This is a genomic window from Enterococcus villorum, assembly GCF_007990225.1.
GTDB lineage: Bacteria > Bacillota > Bacilli > Lactobacillales > Enterococcaceae > Enterococcus_B > Enterococcus_B villorum.
Genome location: NZ_BJWF01000018.1, coordinates 1 through 19,226, shown reverse-complemented (window position 1 = coordinate 19,226; position 19,226 = coordinate 1). Strand labels below are relative to the sequence as shown.

Below are 19,226 nucleotides of genomic sequence, written 5' to 3'. Positions count from 1 at the left end.
ACTTCATTCATGGAACGAAAAAAAAAAGATCGTTGTTTTGTTGATAACTATGAGCATCTTCAGGAGTTGGCTAGGATTATTCCCTGTCCAGCATTCACCAGAGACATTCACTTAAAAAATGATGTCGCTACTTATCAGTTTTTAAGTCAGCAAATCAAAAAAATTCAACCGGACATTGTTCATTGCCACAGTTCTAAAGCAGGTGCTCTGGGACGAATAGCTGCCAAAAGGAATCACATCAATCAAATATTTTACACCCCACATGCCTACTCTTTTTTATCACCAGAATTTAAACAGCCTAAAAAAAACAGTTTTATTTGGATTGAACGATTATTAAGTAGATATGCAACAAGCAAAACATTTAATGTATCTGAAGAAGAGCGAGCAGCAGGAATAAATTTAAATTTGGATCGTCCAACTAAATTTGCAGTGATTCATAATGGGTTACCTGAGATCACAACGCCTTCTAAAAAAGAAGTCAAAGAGTCTTTAGGATTAACAGAATCAGCCATCTTAATCGGCAATAATGCACGATTGTCCTTTCAAAAAGATCCTTTTCTATTCATGGAAATCGCTAAAGCAGTTATCCAACAAAATAAAAATTATCATTTTGTCTGGGCGGGGGACGGACCGCTTTTTGAAGAAATAAAAACATTTTTAATCAAAAATAACCTCACAAAAAATGTTCATCTATTAGGAGAAAGAACAGATAGTGAACGAATTGTTGCAGGTTACGACAAATATTTAATGACTTCGAGGTATGAAGGTTTGCCCTATTCTTTGATCGAAGCGATTCGAGCAGGAGTACCAATCATCGGTAGGAAGGTGACTGGTGTGGAAGATATTATTACCAATACAAATGGTGGGTGCTTATTAGATACGAAAGATCCCCAACGATTTGCTCAAGAAATACTTAATAATGAAAAGACTTGTGATAGAAAAAAAATCATCAAACTGTATCAAGAAAAATATTCATTAAAACAAATGATCCAAGAAATCACAAAATATTATCATGGAGCAGATTGAAAGAAGGCATCATATGAAGCAAAATTTAAAAAATAAAAGAATACTGTTCATTGCTTGGAAATTCTATGATTATCCAGAACTAATTACGAAAGAATTAGAAAGAAAAGGCGCAAAAGTAGACTACTACAATGCGATTCCCTCTGACTCTCATTTGAAAATGAAAATTTCGACGAAAGTGAATGTCCTAAGAGAGAGCTATTTAAAGCAGATTTTGTCAAATGTTGCAAAAGTAAATTATGATTATTTATTTGTGATCAATCCAGTATTATTTCCTGAAAAATTCGTAATGAATTTGACAAAAATAGTTGGAGATATTCCTAAGACTGCTTATTTATGGGATTCAATTGCTACTTTTTCCCAAGTCACCAGCTATTTTGATTACTTTGATTATTTGTATAGCTTTGATGTAAAAGATTGTGAATCCTACGTAGAATTAAATTTTTTACCATTATTTTATATTGACTCTGGCGAAAAAAAGAAAAGAGAGCAACCTTATCTGTTTTCATTTGTTGGTTTTGGGCACAGCATGCGTTATTCATTTGTTACTCAAGTGAAAGAACTTTGTGAACAAAAGCAATATGACTATTGTTTTAAACTGTATCTTCCATCAATATGGCATTTTTATTATTACAAATATGGAACAAAGACGCTTGCCACAGCTAAGAAAAATGAATTTATCTATAAGCAACTTCCACAGACAACAGTAAGTGAAATAGCCGATAACAGTAAAATCATTTTGGATCTTGAATTAGCCAATCAATCAGGATTAACGATGCGTACTATTGAAACACATGGGATGAAAAGGAAATTGATCACCACAAATCCTGAAGTGAAAAAGTATGATTTTTATCATCCCAATAATATTTGTGTAGTGGATAGACAAAAGCCTAGCATTCCTCAACAGTTCATTGAATCGGACTATCAAGAACTAAATGAACAGCTTTATGAAAAATACCAGTTAACAAACTGGCTGGATCAAATTTTTAGTGGAAAGGGGTAGAGACTTTGGAGAAAATTAGCGTGATTGTTCCTATTTACAATGGGGCTGCTTATTTAGAAAATACCATTCAGTCCTTATTGAACCAGCCTTATAAAAATATTGAATTGATACTTGTTGATGACGGCTCTCAGGACAACAGCTACCAAATTTGTCAAAAATTTTACGAACAAGACGATCGAGTTTTATTGATACACCAAGAAAATGGTGGAATCTGTGCGGCACGTAATACTGGCTTAACCTATGCAACAGGTGAGTTTGTTAGTTTTATTGATCAGGATGATCAGATTGACGACAAGATATATGTTCATTTGGTCAATCGAATCGGGCAAGCAGATCTGGTGGTAGGCAGTAAAAAAATGCAATTGATTAATAAAAAGCACATGGTTCTATCTAATGTGAATTATATTTATGATGAAAAATTGTTAAGCAATCAAAAAGAGATTACGTACGCATTGTTCAATTTGGATCATCAAATGACTTTTTTTCATTTATGGAACTGTTTGTATCGTAAAAAAATCATTGATGACTACCAATTGACATTTGACGAAAGATTTCGCTATGGGCAAGAAGATACTTTGTTTAACTTTAACTATGTTTCACGGTGTCAGTCGATTCAACTGATTCCAGAAATAGTCTACATGTACAATCAGCGGGAGCTGACCAGTACTTCGCTTAAAAACAACCCGTTAGCAATAGAAGATTTTATAAGGTTTATTGATACAATCCGCCATCTTGAATGGGAAGAGGAAGCCTATTTTTATTATAAAAAATATAGCTACACCTATTTTTTAAGGCATGGATTAAATGTATATACACAGTTTGGAATGAAAACAAACCATCAAAAAGAAATGTTGCAAGCGATCCATCAGGTATTGTCTAAAGATCCACAGCAAAAGGCTAGAATCATGGAGTCATCTAGTTTTTATCGACATTACTTCTATCTGACAAGTGTGCTGATGAAAAAACAAAGATACCGTACATTAAATCAGTTAATTTATGGTACAGCTTTCGTAAAAAAAGTATTGAATAGGGTGACTTCTTAATGATCCTCACACTTTATTTAGCAGTAATCATCATCAATCTCTTTGAGGTTTTCAGAAATAAAAACAATAAGTTAGTGCTTTTACTAAGTGTAGTGATTTTAGGATTAATTTTTGCAGGCGGTACTGAAAATACTGATATGGTCTATTATAAAGCGACCTATTTTGACGACGCTCGAATCAAATATAAAGCAACCGAATTTGGTTTTTATTATTTTGTTCAATTTTGTCGGCAACTCCAGCTTGGACTTTTTGGTATGCGAGGACTCGTATTTTTCTTATCAGCCTTTTTGATTGGGGCAACTGTCAAAAAATATTGTGTAAATAATCATTTATTTGTGATTATCTACACGCTATTTTTATTTTTTATTGATGCGATTCAATTAAGGAATTTATTAGCTATTGCCATAGTGGTCTATTCATTTCCGTATCTATTAGAAAATAAAAGACTAAAGTATTTTGTAGGAATCGTTGTAGCAAGTCTATTTCATACAATTAGTCTGTTTTATTTGCCATTTTTGCTATTGTCTTCAAAAAACAAAAAATTTTTCATCCAAATAACGATTATCGGAGCAGCTATTTTAGAATTGATATACGTTATTTATAATGGTATGCTTCCATATTTAAACTATTTAATCGAAGAATTCTCTACAAATTCTGGGAGAATCCAGCAATATACTGAAAAAATTACCAATGGCTCTTTACAAGTTATTTTGCTCTTTTTGTTAAATGTGCTCTTAGCTTATTGGGCAAGCGTAGCGTTTCCAAAAAACAGGATAAGTCAAAAAAACCAATGGTTCTCACAATATGTATTTTATGCTTCTGTTCTTTTATTGATGTTTATTCCTTTGCTTTGGTATTCGGTTGAATTTTATCGTTTAGCTCGTGGAATATTGCCGTTAATTTATATCTCTGTCATTAATGCAAGTTATAAATACAAAAAAATAACCTATTACCAACTTGTGTTATTAGGTCTGCTAATCCTTCATTTGGTGGCATGGTTCTACGTCTCTTATTTTTCCATTTCGATACCAGAGAGAATTTTTAACCCGTTATTTTATCATAACGAACTTTTATAAGAAAGGACAGAATAAAGTGAATATCTTATTTTTGAGTGGTATTTCAGCAGAAGAAAATGGAGGAATCTTTAAAAAAGTTTGTTCCCAAGCAAAATATATGAGTAGGCATAAGAACCAATGTTGGCTGCTTTATTATTCCAATCAAGAAATACGTGTGCGGGAATTTCATGACAAACAAGTGGTGACTGATAATAAATTAAAAGAGACAACGTCCACGAATCATCGCCAAAAGGTAAAAGCCATACAGGAAGTGACTAAAGAGTTATTACGCACAAAAAAATGGACAATTTTATATTTTCGAAACCAATACTACACCAAAACAATGAATCAGTTGTTAAGTATTGCCAAAGAAAAAGAAATTCAAACCGTTTTAGAGATCCCAACTTATCCGTATTATAAAGAACAATTCAATGTGTCACCAAATAAGTTAAAAGGTAGTCTAAGTCTGGTATGGAATTATTTAGGAGACCAGTTATATGAAAAGCAATGCGACAAAATTGCAGTCATCGAAGCCAATAAATCAGGGAAAAGAAAAATAAAGAGGATTCCTTTTTATAATGGCGTAGATCCCGAAAATTTAAAGGTCAATTTCTACAATAAAAAAAGGAAACAGCAAGCTTATCGCATAATCGCAGTAGGAAATTTCTATCCTTATCATGGATTAGATCGTTTGGTTGAAGGCTTAAATGTGTATAAGCAAACAAAGTGTAAGTCTGATCCGGAAGTCTTTTTCGATATCGTTGGTAGCGGTCCTGCAATCAGTACATTAAAAACGTTAGTTGCTACTTATCAATTAGAAAAGTATGTCATTTTTCATGGATATAAAGACCATCAGGAATTAGAAGGAATTTATAAAGAAGCTTCAATTGCGGCAGGAACATTAAAGTTGAATCTTCGAGGAGCAACTATCGAGACCGCTATTAAAGTATCAGAAGCACTTTATCAAGGAATACCGGTGATCACTTCAGGGCAAACGCCTTTTTTTGAGGAAATAAAACAGAATATTTATCAAGTTAACGATGATGATTCAGCGATATCCATCAAAGAAATGCTTCATTTTTTAGAAAAAAAACATTCGCCAGTGGATGATCAAGTATTACTTACCCTTTTTTCATGGGAAAAAATAGTAGCCAATATTTTAGAGTTTAGGAGTGAGGAACAATGAAGATACTAGTTACTGGAGCGAACGGTTATTTAGGAACAGGCATTGTCAATCAATTGCTTAAAGATGGGAATGAGGTAGTAGCAACGGATGTAAGGACAGATCGAATAAATAAGCAAGCCATTATCTATCAAGAAAATCTTTTTAGTATAGAAGATCCGTATCATTATTTTGGTGAGCCAGATGTTTTAGTTCACCTGGCATGGCAAGATGGTTTTATTCATAATGCCGAAAGTCATATTAGAAATTTATCGGATCATGCGCTGTTTTTAAAAAAATTTTTCTTATCAAGCATCGACAAAATAGCAGTGATGGGTTCTATGCATGAAGTGGGATTTTATGAAGGTTGCATTGATGAAACAACAAGCACTCACCCAATGAGTTATTATGGGATTGCCAAAGATTCTTTAAGAAACTTCAGCGCTTTTATGGCAAAAGAAACAAATAAAAAGTTTCAATGGTTGCGTGCGTATTATATCGTGTCCAATCAACCGGGAGGCAGTTCAATTTTTTCGAAAATTTTAGAAAAAGCGAAGAATAAGGAACAAGACTTTCCGTTTACGATGGGGGAGAATCAATACGATTTTCTAGACTATGAGGAGTTTTGTTTCCAAGTGGCAGCAACGGTGGAACAAGATGAGGTGACAGGAATCATTAATATTTGTTCTGGTTATCCTGTTAAATTAAAAGAACGTGTGGAAGCTTTTATTTCGGAGAATCATCTGGATATTCATCTAGTCTATGGTGCCTATCCTGATAGGAAATACGACTCTAAAGCAGTGTGGGGAAACAATAAAAAAATACAAAAAATTTTACAACAAGCGAAAAATAAAAAATAAGTAAGGTGTAAGAAATGAAAATATCCGTTTTTGGCATGGGCTACGTCGGATTAGCCAATGCTTTGTTGCTTGCTCAAAATAACGAAGTGGTCGCTTATGATATTGACAAGGAAAAAATAGAAGAATTAGTCCAAAAACATTCACCGATTGAAGACAAAGAGGTCCAAGCATTTTTATCAGATGAAACATTGCATATAACCTTTACGCAAGATTTTAAAACAGCCGCATTGTTTGGTGACTATATTTTCATCGCCACACCAACCGATTATGATGAACAAAAAAATCTCTTTGATACCTCTACGATAGAAGAAGTGATTGAAAAAGTTCAGAAATTACGCCATGATGCGGTATTTATTATTAAATCAACTATTCCACTAGGTTATATTAAGTATTTAGAAGCACGTTACCACACCAAGAATTTCATTTTTTCACCAGAATTTTTGCGTGAAGGAAAAGCCTTGTACGATAATTTATACCCTTCTCGGATCGTGGTAGGTGAAAATACCCCAAGAGGAAAAACAATTGCTATGTTATTTAAAAATAATGCGAGAAAAAAAGATATTCCGATTATTCTGACTGGATCAATGGAAGCAGAAGCAATCAAATTGTTTTCTAATACGTATTTGGCTTTAAGAATCGCTTATTTTAATGAACTTGATACGTATGCTGAGATCCATGGTTTAAATACTGAACAAATTGTTTCGGGCATATCAATGGATCCTCGTATTGGTTCCTATTATAATAACCCTTCTTTTGGTTATGGTGGGTATTGTTTGCCAAAGGACACCAAACAATTAGCAGCCAATTATCATCATGTGCCAAGTGAGCTGATTCAAGCAATCGTTCAATCCAACGATACACGAAAAGCGTTTATTGCTAACCAAATTATGGCGAAAAATCCTAAAGTAGTAGGTATTTACCGGCTAGCTATGAAGGCAGGATCAGATAATTTTAGGTACTCATCAGTTTTAAGTGTGATGAAACATCTGAAAGAAAAAGGCTTATCAGTCATTATTTACGAACCAACAGTAAAAGAGAAACATTTTTCCTCTTTTGAAGTTATCAACGAGTTTGACGAATTTAAAAAATGCTCGGATATCATTCTGGCTAATCGGTTTGATGCTCAGTTAAGTGAGGTAAAAGAGAAGGTATATACGCGAGATATATTCGGAAGGGACTAACTAAATTGAAACATGTACTCAAAAATTTTTGGTATCAATCTCTTTTTCAACTGACGAAAATTATGATGCCAATTATTACGGTGCCAATCGTTTCAAAAGCATTGGGGCCTAGCGGATTAGGTATTTTTAATTATACAAATTCAATTGCTCAGTATTTTGTGCTAGTTGCTAGTTTAGGTATTACTATGTATGGCAATCGTGAAATTGCGTTAGCATATAATCGTAAAGAAAATATTTCAAAAGTATTTTGGGAAATCTGTTTGCTAAAAGCAATTTTAACAACCATAACTTTGCTCGTTTATTTTCTAGTTATTTCTTTTTTAGGAAATAGTAGTTATTTCTATATTCAAAGTTTGACTATTCTAGCTGTTATGTTTGATATCTCGTGGTTTTTTATGGGAATTGAAGATTTTAGAAAAACGAGCATGATTAATCTGGCTATCCAATTTATCACATTTATTTTCATTATTTGTTTTATCAAAGATTCTTCTGATACAACTTTATATGTTTTATTGCAATCTTTAGGGGCATTTTTCTCTCAATTGTTTACGTGGTTATTTATTCGTAAACACATCAATTTTAGAAAAGTGCTTTTAGTAGATAGTTTTAGGCATATACATGGTTCTTTTGAATTTTTTATTCCCCAAGTTGCCATCCTTTTGTATACAAATTTAAATAAGACTTTACTAGGTATTTTTATTGGCAGCACAGCTGTCGGCTATTATACCAACTCTCTGACGATTAACACGGTATTTATCACGATCATTACGACCGTAGATATGGTTTTACTGCCTCATATGAGTGGATTATACGCCAAAGGAAATGTAAAGAAGATGGTCAATATCATCGATAAAACCCTTCATTTACAATTGTACTTTAGCGTTCCGGCTATGTTTGGTATGCTGATTGTTTATGATAAATTAGTTCCTTGGTTTTTTGGTAAAGAGTTCTTATTTATTAATAAAGTAATTCCGCTCTTTTCAATTTTAATTGTAGTGATTCCTTTGGGCATGTCGATCTCCAGACAATACTTAATTCCAATTGGTAAAGTAAAGACTTATAATAAGTCTGTTTTAATTGGTGCCGTTATAAATATTTTATGTAACATCATTTTGCTCCCATTAATTGGTTTTTTTGGTGTTATTTTTTCAAATATTTTAGCAGAAATTTTTGTCACAATGGTTCGGACCAAGTCATTTTTAAAACAAACAACTTTTCGATTTAAAAAAAGAAAAATATGGATCATTTTCAGCTCTGCCATCATTATGTGGCTGGTAACTAGAATGGTAACAAAGGACATGTCTCCAACGTTCGTGACCAATCTTATACAGGTGTCTTTAGCAGTGCCGATTTATTTTGGGCTCACGACATTGTCAGGCTATAATCCTATTTTAAATAGTTGGAAGGAACTGAAAGAAAAGAAGTAATCGTGTTTGTCTAAAGTCTGAGAACGAGCTTTATTGATAATTCTGTTAAATCATGAAGAAACCGAATTTTTTAAGAAAAATGACAGTAAATAATGCTTTATAGTAAAAGGGTAAATACGAGTGGCTTTTGCTATAAGCAAATCATACTATTCCTAAAACAAAAATGAAACATGCCTATATACAAACTTTTATGCCGATACTGATTGCTTGGCTATCAGCCATTGTATTTACAATCATTTTTGGAGAGTGAAAACTATGAGCAAAATTTATGAAGTAGCAACGATTAACACAGGTGGCCGTAATGGTAAAATCTATTCATCAGAGAAGAAATTTTTATATGACGTGGCAGCACCTGGTTCACAAAATATAGAAGCAACAAACCCAGAAGAACTTTTTGCAGCAGCGTATAGTGCGTGTTTCAATGGTGCCTTAGAATTAGTTTTGTCTAGAAAAAACATCAATCAACCTAGCTCGGTAAAGGCAAATGTTTCCTTATTAAATCATGGAGACGCAAATTTTACAATAGAAGTTATCTTATCAATTTTTATTGAGGGGATGTCAAAAGACGAAGCACTGAAATTTGTCGAAGAAGCAGATAAGGTTTGTCCTTATTCTAAAGCGTTACGTGGAAATGTCAAAGTGACTTTAGAAGTTAGTGATACAGAATTCTAAAGTAATCTGATGGAGCGATTTAATTGTACAATTAAAAGCAACAACATATTAGAAAAGCACTGGGGGAGCTTTTCTAATATGTTTTTTTCTTTATTTATCATTAAATCAGAAAAAAATAAAGAAAATAGTTTTGGAAAAATAGGTAGAATAAACACATAGGGATATATATTATCTGCTTTATCTCTTATACTCTCTCAATGAGGCTGGAACAAGTTAATTGTGCCAGCCTCAAACTCCTATAAAAGGGATTTTCAGCTCAAAATGTATATCACTTAACAAATCAATCACAAAGGAGTAAAAAAATGAAGTTAGTTATGTGGTGTTTTGTTGTCTTAAGTAGTTTCTTTTTAGGAATACTGGTGATGTTCGCTTTTTATGTACCTAATGAAACTTACAAGGAAGAATTGAATATTGTCCGTACAACTGATTTGTCTACTCCTAGCGAATCAGCTAAGAAATGCGAGCAATTTAATGTATCACTAAAAGAAGCACTTAAAACTTATCAAGCACATTATCCAAGTAAAGTGATCACATCAATTGAAGTCGATAAAAAATTTGGCCCCTATTACTATAAAATCTCCGGCAAAGATGAAAAAAAAGAGTATAATTTAGAAATTTCTACTAAAACTACTAACGTAAAAAAAAAGCAGATCGGAAATCTAAAGAACAACAAACAAGCGATTATCGAGCGATCCGAAGAAAGCAACAATATCAAAAATTTAAAAGATTTATCAGAAATTACTAAAATTGTTGAAAAGTATATAAATAAAGGACAAGTTGCTAAGTGGAGTCTGGAGAAAAATGAAGATAGAACCTACTGGGTAGTGATGGTCAAAGAAATGGGGCGGGAAAGGAACGTCAATGTTGATGCCTATACAGGGAATATTTTGGTAGATTCAGTCAAGCAATTAGTTAATTAATAGTTTAGCAGATAAAAAATGAGCATGGCACAAACACCCATGAGGATCATAGTCCACATGGGTGTTTATCTCAGCTTCATTTTTTATTATTTAATTTTTTGGTAATTGTTCATAAAAGGCTGCTTTTGTCGCAGTAATATAAGGGTTTAACCATAAATAGCCGATGCCAGCTGTTAATAAGGCAAGAAGATGCCAACCGATAAAAGAAAGATCTAACCAGAATAGTTTACCTTTGTAACCGTTCATTAATTTACGGCTAGCAGTAATGGTATCTAAAACTTTTGGTTTTTCTCCTGTTTCCGTTACAACATCATAGTAGATAAAGTAGCTTTGTGAGTAAGAATAACTCTTGATAATACCAGGAATGACAAGTAATAGTGCCCATAAACTCGTGAAGATGGCTATTAAAATGGCTAATAAAATCACTCCACCGATAAATAGTTTGCTAAAACCACGAAAAGCATCTTTAAAAGGTACAATTTGTGTTTTCGTCCCACGCAAGATATCTAAATAAGTCCATGAAATACCACTCATAAATAAAGCGCTAATAACACCAGAAAAGATTCCACCACCGCCAGATGTGCCGTTACTCATATTGTTTGCCATGTCTTGTGTGGTTGAAGGATCGCTATAAGAATTAGCTAATAATAAAGCAATCGGAATAGCAATAATTATAATAATAGCAATGGCAATCAATGTAGGAATTAGATTTAATAATACTGCTTGTCCCCAGCGTCCTTTTAAACTGTCTTTTGCTTGTTGCTTCAGCTCTTTCGAAGATAACATTAGTTTCCCTCCTTTTTATTAATGAAACAAGTATAACAAAGAAGCCGTATTTTTGCTCTTTTGAACTTTTGCTTGTTATCGAAGTTTTTTTTAAAAGAAGGATAAATGAAAGGAGGTGGATCGAAGAAGTCTTGCAAAAAACACCTAGAAAGATTATGATGGTGGGAGTTGTCAATGTGATTATTATAGAGAAAGTAGGGAATTGAATGTCACAACCTGCCATTCGTTATCGTTTAATCAAAAAAGAAAAACACACAGGTGCCCGTCTTGGTGAATTGATTACCCCACATGGGACGTTTCCCACGCCTATGTTTATGCCGGTTGGAACCTTAGCAACCGTTAAAACAATGTCACCAGAAGAATTAAAAGCAATGGGTGCTGGCGTTATTTTAAGCAACACCTATCACTTATGGTTACGACCTGGAGAAGACTTAGTGGAAGAAGCTGGCGGATTACACAAATTCATGAATTGGGATCAACCGATTTTAACGGATTCTGGTGGCTTCCAAGTCTTTTCATTAAGCGATATGCGCAATATAGAAGAAGAAGGAGTCCATTTTAAAAATCATCTAAATGGTTCACGAATGTTTTTATCTCCTGAAAAGGCAATTAATATCCAAAATAAATTGGGATCAGATATTATGATGAGTTTTGATGAATGCCCGCCTTTTGATGAAAGTTATGACTATGTGAAAAAATCAGTCGAACGAACTTCACGTTGGGCAGATCGTGGTCTAAAAGCGCATGCTAATCCAGATCGTCAAGGTTTATTTGGTATTATCCAAGGTGCTGGATTTGAAGATTTACGTCGACAAAGTGCGCATGATTTAGTTGCAATGGATTTTCCAGGTTATTCAATTGGTGGATTATCTGTTGGTGAACCAAAAGCAGAAATGAATCGAGTATTGGAATTTACCACACCACTGATTCCTGAGAACAAGCCACGTTATTTAATGGGCGTAGGTGCCGCTGATTCATTGATAGATGGTGTCATTCGTGGCGTAGATATGTTTGACTGTGTCTTACCAACACGTATTGCTAGAAACGGAACTTGCATGACTTCAAAAGGTCGTTTAGTGGTTAAAAATGCTCAATATGCACATGATTTTCGTCCGATTGATGAAAAATGTGATTGCTACACATGTAGAAACTACACACGTGCCTATATCCGTCATTTAATCAAGTGTGATGAAACATTTGGGATTCGCTTAACTTCTTATCATAATCTCCATTTCTTGTTGAACTTAATGAAACAAGTACGTCAAGCAATTATGGATGATCATTTATTAGAGTTTCGAGCAGCCTTTTTCGAAGAATACGGCTTCAATAAAGAGAATGCCAAGAGTTTCTAATCTTTTTATCAAAATTTATGTAAAAAACTAGTGTCTAAAGATATTTTCTGCTAAAGTTAAGTTTGTAGATACATGTTAGTGAGGTGAAAAAAATGGGATCATTACCAATGTTAGCTATGTTCGTCGCTCTTTTAGCCATGTGGTATTTTATGTCACGTACACAAAAGAAACAACAACAAGAACGCCAAAATTTACTAGATAGTATGAAACCAGGCGATGAAGTTGTGACTATCGGTGGTTTACATGGCGTTGTTTCAGAGATCGATAATGAAAAACGTACGGTTGTTTTAGACTGTGAAGGGATTTTCTTAGAGTACGATCGAGCAGCAATCAAAACAGTAAAACCTGGGACTACTGGTTCAAGTGAGGTCGTTACACCTACTTCAGCAGAATCAGATCAACCCCAAGAAAAAAAGACGACAGAAGTAAACGAAGAAATCTCAGATGCGATTGAAAAAACAGAAGAAGATAAGGAGAAATAATTTTTTTCTGTTCTTAGTTAAAATAAGCTGAAAAAACAATCACTAATGAATCAAAAACATTCATAGTGATTGTTTTTTTGTGTACCTATTACATAGATAGTTTTTCTTGGTTTCACAATTAAATGTTCAGTAATACGTATTAAAAATAAGAATAAATGGTTACTGATCAAAGTAACAGGCTTTTATTTTTTTCATATAATTTCCTTTTAAAAAACAATTTTTTGTGTAGTACGCTTCCTCTTTATTAATGTTTTTTCTCTTTTTTTCCTAACTTAGATATTTAAATAATGTTAGTTTTTATAATACTTTCTTTAAGAGTTTTTTTATGTTAAAAGAAAATGGAAAATTTATAAATCATTGAATAAATAGGTTCTATCAATGTTTAAGAAAAGATGAACTTAGAATAACAAAGTTCAACAAAGGAATTTTTTAAAAATAAAAAAACTGTGAAAAAAATCACAAAAATGGTTTACATAGAAAAATAATTGTTGTATGATAATCATGTGAATAAGTTAACAAAATAACGAAACAGTACATGCTAGATTCAAGTAGGAGGAAAACAATGGTTAAAGTAATGGATAAAGCAGTAGATAAAGCGATGGATAAGGAACAGCCAAAAACAATTGACGTACAAGCGATGATTGATGAATTGGCAACAAAAGCAAATCAAGCACTAAAAGAAATGGAAAGTTTCGATCAAGAAAAAGTAGATCATATTGTTCATGAAATGGCAATGGCTGCTTTAGATCAGCATATGCCACTTGCAAAAATGGCAGTTGAAGAAACAGGACGAGGTATTTACGAAGATAAAGCAATTAAGAATATGTATGCTTCAGAATACATTTGGAATAGCATTAAACACGATAAAACAGTTGGCGTTATCAATGAAGATAAGCAAAAAGGCTTGATCGAGATTGCTGAGCCAGTTGGCGTAGTTTGTGGAGTAACACCAACTACAAACCCAACTTCTACAACGATTTTTAAAGCAATGATCGCCTTGAAAACACGTAATCCAATCGTTTTTGCTTTCCATCCATCGGCACAAAAATGTTCAGCAGAAGCAGCACGTGTAGTTCGTGATGCAGCGATTGCAGCAGGAGCACCAGAAAACTGTATTCAATGGATTGAGCACCCATCTATTGAAGCAACTGGTTTATTAATGAACCATCCTGGGATTGCAATTGTTTTAGCAACAGGTGGTGCAGGGATGGTCAAAGCAGCTTACTCTACTGGAAAACCAGCTTTAGGCGTAGGCCCTGGTAATGTTCCAGCATATATTGAAAAAACAGCAAAAATTAAACGAGCAGTGAATGATCTAATTGTTTCCAAAACTTTTGACAACGGAATGATTTGTGCTTCTGAACAAGCTGTCATTGTGGATAAAGAAGTTTATGCAGCAGTCAAAGCAGAATTTGAAGCACATCAAGTATATGTTGTAAAAGAAAAAGAATTACAAAAACTTGAAGATGCAGTCATGAATGAAGAAAAATATGCCGTAAATCCTGCAATTGTTGGGCATTCGGCAATGGACATTGCAAAATTAGCAGGCATCAACGTACCAGAAGGAACGAAATTGTTAATTGCTGAACTTGATGGTGTAGGAGCAAAATACCCACTTTCAAGAGAAAAACTTTCACCAGTCTTGGCAATGATCAAAGCGAATAATACAGAAGATGCCTTACAAAAATGTGAAGCAATGCTTGATTTAGGTGGTTTAGGGCATACAGCTGTTATCCATACGGAAAATGAAGACTTACAACTAGCATTTGGTCTACGCATGAAAGCTTGCCGTATTCTAGTGAATACTCCATCTGCAGAAGGTGGTATTGGAAATATCTACAACGAAATGATTCCATCATTGACACTTGGTTGTGGTTCATACGGGAAAAATTCTGTTTCACGAAATGTTTCTGCTGTGAACTTGATCAACGTTAAAACTGTAGCGAAACGGAGAAACAATATGCAATGGTTTAAATTACCACCAAAAATCTTCTTTGAAAAAAATTCTCTTATGTATTTAGAGAAAATGGAAAATGTGGAACGTGTCATGATCGTTTGTGATCCAGGTATGGTACAATTTGGCTACTGCGATACGGTTCGTGAAGTACTTGCTAGACGTAAAAATGACGTGAAAATTGAAGTATTCTCAGACGTAGAGCCAAACCCATCAACAAATACAGTTTACGCTGGTACGAAAATGATGGCTGATTTTAAACCTGACACAGTGATTGCTTTAGGTGGTGGATCAGCGATGGATGCAGCAAAAGGCATGTGGATGTTCTATGAGCACCCAGATACATCATTCTTTGGAGCAAAACAAAAATTCTTAGATATCCGTAAACGTACGTATAAAATCGATAAACCAGAAAAAACACAATTTGTATGTATTCCAACTACATCAGGAACTGGTTCTGAAGTTACACCATTTGCGGTTATTACGGATAGTGATACACATGTGAAATATCCATTAGCAGACTATGCATTGACACCAGATGTCGCAATCGTTGACCCACAGTTTGTCATGTCTGTGCCAGCTTCTGTTACAGCAGACACTGGAATGGATGTATTAACTCATGCCATTGAATCATATGTTTCTGTTATGGCTTCTGACTATACACGTGGATTGAGCTTACAAGCTATCAAGTTAGTCTTTGACTACCTAGAAAAATCAGTGAAAACACCTGACATGGAATCACGTGAAAAGATGCATAATGCGTCTACGATGGCAGGTATGGCTTTTGCCAATGCATTCCTAGGTATTTGTCACTCAGTGGCACATAAAATCGGTGGTGAATATGGTATTCCTCATGGACGTACAAATGCGATTCTTTTACCGCATATCATCCGTTACAATGCCAAAGATCCACAAAAACACGCAATGTTCCCTAAATATGATTACTTCCGTGCCGATACAGATTATGCAGATATTGCAAAATTCTTAGGGTTAAAAGGGAACACAACAGCTGAACTAGTCGAAGCATTGGCAACTGCTGTTTATGAGTTAGGAAAATCAGTCGGAATCGATATGAGCTTGAAAGCACAAGGTGTCACACAAGAAACATTAGATTTAACGGTTGATCGCATGGCAGAACTTGCTTATGAAGATCAATGTACAACAGCTAATCCAAAAGAACCATTAATTAGCGAATTGAAACAAATTATTATTGATGCTTATAACGGGTAATTTTTACGCCTTTTAAATGTCATTTAAGGAAAATACCGACCATCAAAAGTAGAGAAAATAGCTACTTTTGATGGTCGGTTTCTTTATGTCGTATTGATTTTCTATATAAAACTTAAGTTATATATTAATTTTTTTTTAAGAAAAGCCAAATGTGAAAAAATCACAAATAATTGATTTACATTTTTTAGTGATTCACGTATTATTTCCCCATAAATGAAAGAATAAAAAAATATGAGTTGTGAAGAGGAGAAGTAGAATGGCTAAAAAAACGAAAGATGAACAACCTGAAATAATGAATGTACACGCAACGATCGATAGGTTGGCAACAAAAGCACATCAAGCACTCAAAATAATGGAAAGTTTTACTCAAGAAAAAGTAGATCATATTGTTCATGAAATGGCGATGGCTGCTTTAGGTCAGCATATGCCACTTGCAAAACTAGCAGTTGAAGAAACAGGACGAGGTATATATGAAGATAAGGCAATCAAAAATAAGTATGCTTCAGAATATATTTGGAATAGCATCAAACACGACAAAACAGTTGGTGTTATTAATGAAGACAAGCAAAGAGGGTTGATCGAGGTTGCTGAACCAGTAGGCGTGGTTTGTGGAGTAACGCCAACAACGAACCCAACTTCTACAACAATTTTTAAAGCAATCATCGCTTTGAAAACACGCAACCCCATTATTTTTTCCTTCCATCCATCGGCACAAAAATGTTGTGCAAAAGCAGCACGCATAGTTCATGATGCAGCGATTGCAGCAGGTGCACCAGAAAGCTGTATTCAATGGATTGAACATCCATCAAGTGAAGCTACCTCCATATTAATGAACCATCCAGGGATAGCGATTGTTTTAGCAACTGGTGAGTCTGGAGTAGTTAAATCCGCTTATTCCACAGGAAAACCAGCCTTAGGGATAGGTCCTGGTAATGTCCCAGCGTATATTGAAAAAAAAGCAAAAATTAAACAAGCAGTCAATGATTTAATTGTTTCCAAAACATTTGATAATGGAATGATGTGTGCATCTGAGCAAGCAGTAATTGTGGACAAAGAAGTTTATGAAGCAGTTAAAGCAGAATTTCAAGCACACCAAGTCTATTTTATACAGTCAAATGAATTAAGTAAATTAGAAAAGGTTGTCATGAACGAAGGAAAATACGCTGTAAATCCTGCGATCGTTGGGCACTCTGCGATGGAAATTGCAAAATTAGCTGGACTAAAGGTCCCAAATGGTACAAAAATGCTGATTGCTGAATTGGCAGGCATTGGTGTAGAGTACCCCCTCTCAAGAGAGAAACATTCCCCAGTATTAGCAATGGTAAAAGCAAGTTCAACGGAACAGGCATTTGAATTATGTGAAGAGATGCTAAGTCTTGGTGGTTTAGGACACACAGCCGTTATCCACACTGAAAACAAGGACTTGCAACTAGCATTTGGTCTACGTATGAAAACATGCCGTATCTTAGTAAACACACCATCCGCACAAGGTGGTATTGGAAATATCTACAACGAAATGATTCCTTCGTTAACATTAGGGTGTGGGTCTTATGGGAAAAATTCCGTATCACGAAATGTTTCTGCTGTGAACTTGATCAATGTTAAAACCATCGCCAAACGAAGAAACAATATGCAATGGTTCAAATTGCCACCAAAAATCTTCTTTGAAAAAAATGCTCTCATGTATTTAGAGGAAATGGAAAACGTCGAACGTGTCATGATCGTTTGTGATTCAGATGTCGCTCAACTCGGTTATTGCGACACGGTTCATGAAGTTCTTATAAGACGTAAAAATGACGTAAAAATCGTAGTGTTCTCTGATGTGGAATCTAACCCATCAACAAATACGGTCTATGCCGGAACAAAAGTGATGGTTGATTTTAAACCAGATACAGTGATTGCTTTAGGTGGTGGATCAGTAATGGATGCGGCGAAAGCCATGCGAATCTTTTATGAATATCCTGAGACTTCCTTTGCAGCTGCAAAACGAAAATTTATGGATATAAGAAAACGAACGTATAAGTTTAGCAAACCAGAAAAGACACAATTTGTATGTATTCCCACCATATCAGGAACGGGCTCTGAAGTCACACCATTTGCGGTTATTACGGATAGTGATACACATGTGAAATACCCATTAGCAGACTATGCATTGATACCAAATGTCGCAATCATTGATCCACAATTTGTCCTATCAATCCCAGCTTCGGTTAGAGCGGACAGTGGAATGGATATACTAACCCATGCTATTGAATCGTATGTTTCTGTCATGGCTTCTGACTACACACGTGGATTAAGTTTACAAGCCATTAAGTTAGTCTTTAACTATTTAGAAAAATCAGTGAGAACACCTGATATGGAATCATGTGAAATTATTCACAATTCATCGACTTTAGCTGGTATGGCTGTTGCAAATGCTTTTTTAGGTATTTGTCATTCTGTTTCACATACAATTGGTGGAGAATATGGGATCCCACATGGTCGAACGAACGCTATTTTGTTACCGCATGTGATTCGTTACAATGCCAAAAACCCGCAAAAACATGCAATATTTCCAAAATATGATTATTTCCGTGCGGATAAAGATTACGCAGATATTGCGAAATTCTTAGGGTTAAATGGCCAAACAACCGAAGAATTAGTTGAAGCATTAGCAACGGCTGTTTATGAATTAGGAAAGTCAGTCGGAATTGCTATGAATCTAAAAACACAAGGTGTAACGAAAAAAAATTAGACTTAACGGTTGATCGCATGGCAGAATTTGCTTATGAAGATCAGTGTACAACAGCCAATCCAAAAGAACCATTGATCAGTGAATTAAAACAAATTATTCTTAATGCCTACAACGGTTAATTCTGCAGAATAAAAAATGAACGTGAGATAAAAAGTAAAGAATACTTTTGTTTGACGATTTAGATATGTTGAGCTACCCCCAAAAAGTTCTTATTTTGATCAAACTTTTGGGGATACAATATCTGTGTCAATAAGAACAAACAGAGGAAAAACATGAGAAGCTGTTTTTCTCTTTTCGTTCTTATTGCTTGATGCAGACCAGCCTTTTCACAACCTCTATCCA

General features: G+C 34.5%; 14 protein-coding genes and 1 pseudogene. 14 read left to right on the top strand and 1 reads right to left on the bottom strand.

Annotated features, from left to right (window positions below; all coding sequences use genetic code 11):
• Positions 1–9: 9 nt before the first annotated feature.
• The 10 genes from EVI01_RS07880 to EVI01_RS07835 all read left to right on the top strand — a co-directional run bounded on the left by EVI01_RS07880 (position 10) and on the right by EVI01_RS07835 (position 10,346).
• Positions 10–1,026 carry a glycosyltransferase gene (locus EVI01_RS07880; protein ID WP_010750623.1) on the top strand — a complete coding sequence of 339 codons (1,017 nt, stop codon included), beginning with the start codon at positions 10–12 and terminating at the stop codon, positions 1,024–1,026.
• A 13-nt stretch (positions 1,027–1,039) separates the two neighbouring features.
• The gene (locus EVI01_RS07875) at positions 1,040–2,026 is read left to right on the top strand and encodes a WaaS/CpsH family glycosyltransferase (RefSeq protein ID WP_010750622.1); all 987 of its coding nucleotides are present in this window, start codon (positions 1,040–1,042) and stop codon (positions 2,024–2,026) included.
• A 5-nt stretch (positions 2,027–2,031) separates the two neighbouring features.
• Entirely contained in the window at positions 2,032–3,069 is a 1,038-nt protein-coding gene (locus EVI01_RS07870) for a glycosyltransferase family 2 protein (RefSeq protein ID WP_025480616.1), read from the top strand.
• On the top strand, positions 3,069–4,145 hold the full coding sequence (locus EVI01_RS07865; protein ID WP_010750620.1) for an EpsG family protein: 1,077 nt from the start codon (positions 3,069–3,071) through the stop codon (positions 4,143–4,145). The genes EVI01_RS07870 and EVI01_RS07865 overlap by 1 nt, the downstream gene beginning before the upstream one ends.
• A gap of 16 nt (positions 4,146–4,161) precedes the next feature.
• Complete coding sequence (locus EVI01_RS07860; protein WP_146811597.1) at positions 4,162–5,310, top strand: glycosyltransferase family 4 protein; 1,149 nt, start codon at positions 4,162–4,164, stop codon at positions 5,308–5,310.
• Entirely contained in the window at positions 5,307–6,146 is an 840-nt protein-coding gene (locus tag EVI01_RS07855; protein ID WP_010750618.1) for an NAD-dependent epimerase/dehydratase family protein, read from the top strand. Before EVI01_RS07860 ends, EVI01_RS07855 begins: the two co-directional genes overlap by 4 nt.
• Before the next feature lie 14 nt (positions 6,147–6,160).
• Complete coding sequence (locus EVI01_RS07850) at positions 6,161–7,327, top strand: nucleotide sugar dehydrogenase (RefSeq protein ID WP_010750617.1); 1,167 nt, start codon at positions 6,161–6,163, stop codon at positions 7,325–7,327.
• A 5-nt stretch (positions 7,328–7,332) separates the two neighbouring features.
• Complete coding sequence (locus EVI01_RS07845) at positions 7,333–8,754, top strand: oligosaccharide flippase family protein (RefSeq protein ID WP_010750616.1); 1,422 nt, start codon at positions 7,333–7,335, stop codon at positions 8,752–8,754.
• A gap of 255 nt (positions 8,755–9,009) precedes the next feature.
• Positions 9,010–9,426 (top strand): Ohr family peroxiredoxin, encoded by a 417-nt coding sequence (locus EVI01_RS07840; protein WP_010750615.1) that lies wholly within the window; start codon positions 9,010–9,012, stop codon positions 9,424–9,426.
• 302 nt (positions 9,427–9,728) lie between these two features.
• Positions 9,729–10,346, top strand: a complete 618-nt coding sequence (locus tag EVI01_RS07835) for a PepSY domain-containing protein (protein ID WP_010750614.1) — start codon at positions 9,729–9,731, stop codon at positions 10,344–10,346.
• Positions 10,347–10,436: 90 nt separating this feature from the next.
• On the opposite strand, the gene EVI01_RS07830 is transcribed toward EVI01_RS07835, so the two are convergent.
• A complete protein-coding gene (locus EVI01_RS07830; RefSeq protein ID WP_010750613.1) occupies positions 10,437–11,132 on the bottom strand; it encodes a DUF975 family protein in 696 nt (231 codons plus the stop codon).
• Between the two features lie 206 nt (positions 11,133–11,338).
• Here EVI01_RS07830 and tgt point away from each other — a divergent pair, with 206 nt between their 5' ends.
• The 4 genes and pseudogenes from tgt to adhE (EVI01_RS07810) all read left to right on the top strand — a co-directional run bounded on the left by tgt (position 11,339) and on the right by adhE (EVI01_RS07810) (position 19,003).
• A complete protein-coding gene (gene tgt / locus EVI01_RS07825; RefSeq protein WP_010750612.1) occupies positions 11,339–12,484 on the top strand; it encodes a tRNA guanosine(34) transglycosylase Tgt in 1,146 nt (381 codons plus the stop codon).
• A gap of 92 nt (positions 12,485–12,576) precedes the next feature.
• Entirely contained in the window at positions 12,577–12,966 is a 390-nt protein-coding gene (yajC, locus tag EVI01_RS07820; protein ID WP_010750611.1) for a preprotein translocase subunit YajC, read from the top strand.
• A 562-nt stretch (positions 12,967–13,528) separates the two neighbouring features.
• Complete coding sequence (gene adhE, locus EVI01_RS07815; RefSeq protein WP_010750610.1) at positions 13,529–16,150, top strand: bifunctional acetaldehyde-CoA/alcohol dehydrogenase; 2,622 nt, start codon at positions 13,529–13,531, stop codon at positions 16,148–16,150.
• A 256-nt stretch (positions 16,151–16,406) separates the two neighbouring features.
• Positions 16,407–19,003, top strand: a pseudogene (gene adhE / locus EVI01_RS07810) (bifunctional acetaldehyde-CoA/alcohol dehydrogenase).
• Positions 19,004–19,226: the final 223 nt, after the last annotated feature.